The organism is Ruegeria sp. BHSB056, assembly GCF_059613305.1.
This window is the reverse complement of the sequence record NZ_JBXWSG010000143.1, coordinates 1-4,841: the sequence shown is the minus strand read 5'-3', so window position 1 is coordinate 4,841 and position 4,841 is coordinate 1. Positions and strand designations below refer to the sequence as shown.

4 protein-coding genes are annotated in these 4,841 nt (G+C 57.4%); 2 read left to right on the top strand and 2 right to left on the bottom strand.

All coding sequences use genetic code 11. From position 1 onward, the window contains the following. On the bottom strand, positions 1-1,888 hold a 1,888-nt coding region (locus AC2FND_RS19530), incomplete at its 3' end, for a Clp protease N-terminal domain-containing protein (protein ID WP_496771380.1). 125 nt (positions 1,889-2,013) lie between these two features. Further along, positions 2,014-2,331, bottom strand: coding sequence for a hypothetical protein (locus AC2FND_RS19525; RefSeq protein WP_209599181.1), 318 nt, complete (start codon positions 2,329-2,331; stop codon positions 2,014-2,016). 141 nt (positions 2,332-2,472) lie between these two features. On the opposite strand from AC2FND_RS19525, the gene pyrF reads away from it, so the two are divergent. After that, the gene (gene pyrF, locus AC2FND_RS19520) at positions 2,473-3,177 is read left to right on the top strand and encodes an orotidine-5'-phosphate decarboxylase (protein ID WP_496771379.1); all 705 of its coding nucleotides are present in this window, start codon (positions 2,473-2,475) and stop codon (positions 3,175-3,177) included. A gap of 351 nt (positions 3,178-3,528) precedes the next feature. Next, complete coding sequence (locus AC2FND_RS19515; RefSeq protein WP_496771378.1) at positions 3,529-4,782, top strand: DNA polymerase IV; 1,254 nt, start codon at positions 3,529-3,531, stop codon at positions 4,780-4,782. Positions 4,783-4,841 lie beyond the last annotated feature (59 nt).

The following is a 4,841-nucleotide window of genomic DNA, read 5'->3' as shown; positions in this document are numbered from 1 at the left end:
GCACCATCGCGTTATCGTCGTCGAACAGGAAATTCGCCACGGCCTTGGTCAGCTCGGTCTTACCCACGCCGGTCGGCCCGAGGAACAGGAACGATCCCAACGGGCGGCCTTCGTCATTCAGACCCGCACGCGCACGGCGCACGGCGTTGGCGACGGCAGTCACCGCTGCATCCTGACCGATCACGCGGGAATGCAGAGCGTCTTCCATCCGCAGCAGTTTCTCGCGTTCGCCTTCCAGCATTTTCGAGGTCGGGATACCGGTCCAACGCTCGACCACCGAAGCGATCTGTTCCGGGCGCACCGTTTCCTCAGCCATCATGGCGTTGCTTTCGGCGTTTTCGGCCTCGGTCAGCTTTTTCTCAAGTTCGGGGATGACGCCGTAAGACAGCTCACCTGCCTTCGCCAGATTGCCTTCACGCTTGGCAATCTCCAGATCAGCCCGCGCTTTGTCGAGCTGTTCCTTCAGGTCACGGGCACCCGCCAGTTTATCTCGTTCAGCCTGCCACTGAGCGGTCATCTCGGCGGATTGCTCCTGCAGGTCGGCCAGGTCCTTTTGCAAGGTTTCCAGACGATCTTTCGAGGCCGCGTCATCTTCAAGCTTCAGCGCCTCTTCCTCGATCTGCATCTGCAGGATGTTCCGGTCGAGTTGATCGAGTTCCTCGGGCTTGCTGTCGACCTCCATCCGCAGACGCGATGCCGCCTCGTCGACAAGGTCGATGGCTTTGTCGGGCAGAAAGCGGTCAGTGATATAGCGGTGCGACAGGGTCGCCGCTGAAACAAGCGCTGAATCCGAGATACGCACACCGTGGTGCAGTTCGTACTTTTCCTTGATGCCGCGCAGGATGCTGATCGTATCTTCGACCGTCGGCTCCTGTACCATTACAGGCTGGAACCGGCGCGCAAGGGCCGCGTCTTTTTCCACGTATTTGCGGTACTCGTCCAGCGTGGTCGCACCAATACAATGCAACTCGCCCCGGGCAAGCGCAGGCTTGATCAGGTTGGCCGCATCCATTGCACCATCAGACTTCCCGGCACCGACCAACGTGTGCATCTCGTCGATGAACAGGATGATTTCACCCGCAGCTTCAGTCACTTCGGTCAGAACGGCCTTGAGGCGTTCTTCGAACTCACCACGGTATTTCGCACCAGCAATCAACGCGCCCATGTCGAGCGCCAGCAGCTTCTTGTCCTTCAGCGATTCAGGCACATCGCCGTTGATGATGCGCAGGGCCATACCTTCGGCAATCGCGGTCTTCCCGACGCCGGGTTCACCAATCAGAACCGGGTTGTTTTTGGTGCGACGCGACAGAACCTGCATCGAACGGCGGATTTCCTCATCCCGACCGATGATCGGATCAATTTTGCCTTCGGCTGCAGCCTCGGTCAGGTCACGTGCGTATTTCTTGAGCGCGTCATAACCTTCTTCCGCCGACGCGCTGTCAGCGGTGCGACCCTTGCGAATGTCGTTGATCGCCTCGTTCAGTTTTTGCGCTGATACGGCTCCGGCGTCCAATGCATCCTTGGCCTTGGACTTCACCATGCATAGCGCCATCAACACGCGTTCGACCGGCACGAAACTGTCGCCCGCCTTTGATGCCAACTTTGCAGCCTCGTCCAGTACTTTGGCGGTCTGGCCGTCCATGTAGATCTGGCTCGCGTCACCGCTGACCTTGGGGATTTTCCCCATCGCGCTGTCCAGCGCTTCAACCACGCGGTTCGGGGCCCCACCCGCGCGCGTGATCAGGTTGCTGGCCAACCCCTGATCGTCATCCATCAGTGCTTTGAGTATATGAGTGGGCTCCAGCCTCTGGTGCCCCTCGCGCAGCGCAATGGTTTGCGCCGCCTGCACGAATCCCCGTGCCCGCTCGGTGAACTTGTTCAAGTCCATGATATTCTCCTTTTCCAAGCGCCCCGTTTTGACATGCCCGCCTGGCAGCACATGTCGGTCGAAGCCTCACATTCAATCTGGGAAATATCTTCGGTGGTTCAAGAGGCTAAAACACAGAAATCGACCTATTCGCGCTGGATGGTATAGACTGAATAACCACCGGTCTCGGCGACCTGAACGGCACCCAGATCATTCACCAAAGATTGGGCTGCCGCACTTCCCGTCGGGCAAGAAACCAGATCTGCCGTATGGTCCAGGAAATTGCCGGTAAACGCCGTTTCACCAGTAAGTTGACACCAATCATCCTCGGACCTGTAACCACCAACCAAACGCAAATCGTCATTGGTCGGCACAGGTGCAGCCCCTGTATCCGTCTCCTCGGGCGGCGTTTCATTACATGCGGCCAGTGCAATCAACGCGCCCAACAAAACCAGCTTTTTCATTTGTCGCCCCTTATTTTGAATTCGAGTTTTCAATACAGAGCACGATAACACGATTTGAAGCTGCCTGCGCGGCTTAGCAGATGGACAGAGCGGCCCGAAGCCGCTAGGACGCAGACGTTTGCCAAAAAGGAGCGCCCCCCCATGTCTGATGACCGCCTGATCGTAGCCCTTGATGTTTCCAACGCTCTGCAAGGGTTGGCCATGGCAGAACGTTTGGGGGACAGTGTTTCTTTCTATAAGATCGGGCTGGGTATGCTGACCGGTGGCGGGCTGGCATTGGCCAACGAACTGAAACAGGATCACGGCAAGCGCATCTTCCTGGATATGAAGTTATTCGACATTGGCAACACAGTTGAAAATGCCGTGCGGGGATTGGCGCAATTCGATCTGGATTTTCTGACCGTGCATGGTGACCCTCATGTGGTGCGCGCTGCCAAAGAAGGTGCTGCGGGTAAAGACCTGAAGATCCTCGCCGTGACCATCCTGACCTCGCTGAACCGCGACGATCTGGACGCAAGCCTTCTGAAATCCGGTGATGTGCAGGACTTGGTCGCTGAGCGCGCGGCCAAAGCCTTTGAAGCCGGTGCTGATGGCGTTATCGCCAGCCCGCAGGAAGCCGCCCTGATCCGCGCTCTGCCTCAGGCTGAAGGTCGTCTGATCGTAACCCCTGGTGTGCGCCCTGCTGGCGCAGCGCTTGGCGACCAGAAACGTGTAGCCACCCCGGCAAGCGCCATTCAGGATGGCGCAGATCACATAGTTGTCGGCCGCCCGATTTATCAGGCAAAAGACCCAAAAGCCGCTGCTGAGGCTGTTCTTTCCGAACTAAATTCTCTGAAGGTCAGCTAAAACCGCTCGGTTCTTTCAGGTGTGTTTTACGTTGGATTTTCCGCGCAACAAGTTGACCTTAGGTCACTTTTTGACAAAACCGCGCCAAATCGTCTCTGTGCCAGAAAACACACATTCAAAACCCGAGTTTTTCTCGGCACAACCTTCATCCTATCGAAACTAAGGATTTTCAGAGATTCTGAAGGGGAAATACTCCCCAACGAACCGCTTCTTCCTGAGGTTCGTTACTTCCCCCCGCGATGTGCGGGGGGTCTTCTTTCCAAATCGCCCCATGTCAGCAGGGCCTTTGATCCAGGATTACAGGTGATATAAAGAACGTCCAAGCCAACTGCGGAACGCATGAGGACGCAGATGCCCGGTCTTTGCCGAGATTGCCTGACCACATTGTCAAACGAACAACGCTGTACTGCCTGCGGCAGTCCGCGGATAAAGACACACCCAGAACTGTTTGACCTGTCGATTGCCCATATGGATTGTGACGCCTTCTATGCCTCGGTGGAGAAACGTGACAACCCGGAACTGGCGGACAAACCGGTTATCATTGGCGGCGGCAAGCGCGGCGTTGTTTCAACTGCCTGCTACGTTGCCCGTATTCGCGGCGTCCGGTCGGCTATGCCCATGTTCAAGGCCTTGCAACTCTGCCCCGAAGCCGTCGTGATCAAGCCCCGCATGTCCGTCTACGCCCAGGTGTCGCGCGACATCCGCGCGATGATGGATGAATTGACACCCGTGGTCGAACCCCTGTCGCTGGACGAAGCCTTCATGGACCTGTCGGGAACCGAACGTCTGCACGGCGCGCCACCTGCCGTCATGCTGGCGCGTCTGGTCAAGCGCATGAAGGAAGAAATCGGTGTCACCGGATCTATCGGGTTAAGTCACAACAAATTTCTGGCCAAGGTCGCATCGGACCTCGACAAACCGCGCGGGTTTTCAGTGATCGGCAAGGTGGAAACGGCAGAGTTTCTGAACGACAAACCCGTACGGTTGATCTGGGGCATTGGCCCGGCTGCGCAGGAAGCGCTGGACCAGGCCGGGATCAGAACTTTCAGTGATTTGCTGCGTTGGGATCAGGAGGCACTGACCGCGCGGTTCGGCTCGATGGGATATCGCCTGTGGCACTTGGCCCGAGGTCAGGACAAGCGACGCGTATCAGCCCATGAACCGATGAAATCCATCAGTAACGAGACGACATTTTTTGAAGACACGTCGAGCCTTGATATTCTGGACGGCCATTTGTGGCGCATGGCCTTGAAAGTGTCGGATCGCGCCAAGGCAAAGGATCTGGCTGGTCGGGTTGTCACGTTGAAACTGAAGAAAGCCAATCACAAGATCCTGACGCGGCGCGTGTCCCTGCGGGATGCGACACAGATAGCCGACCGGATTTACCGCACGGCCCGGGGCCTGTTCGATCAGGTTGGCGATCAGGGGCCATATCGGTTGTTGGGCTGTGGTTTGTCCGATCTTTGTCCGGCGGATCAGGCGGATATTTTCGGCGACCTATTGGATCCGGATGCCGCCCGCAGATCAAAGGCCGAACGGGCCACCGACGAGATTCGCCAGAGGTTCGGTGCCGAAGCAATCATGAAGGGCCGCGCGCTGCGCTGAAGCTACTCCGCCGCCAGACGCTCTGGGCTCGCACCCAGGTTGGAAATCTCCCGAACCAC

What these genes read in the sequence shown, in the direction of transcription:
- AC2FND_RS19525 (WP_209599181.1), bottom strand. Translation starts at nt 2,331, where the DNA reads ATGAAAAAGCTGGTTTTGTTGGGCGCGTTGATTGCACTGGCCGCATGT.
- pyrF (WP_496771379.1), top strand. Translation starts at nt 2,473, where the DNA reads ATGTCTGATGACCGCCTGATCGTAGCCCTTGATGTTTCCAACGCTCTG.
- AC2FND_RS19515 (WP_496771378.1), top strand. Translation starts at nt 3,529, where the DNA reads ATGCCCGGTCTTTGCCGAGATTGCCTGACCACATTGTCAAACGAACAA.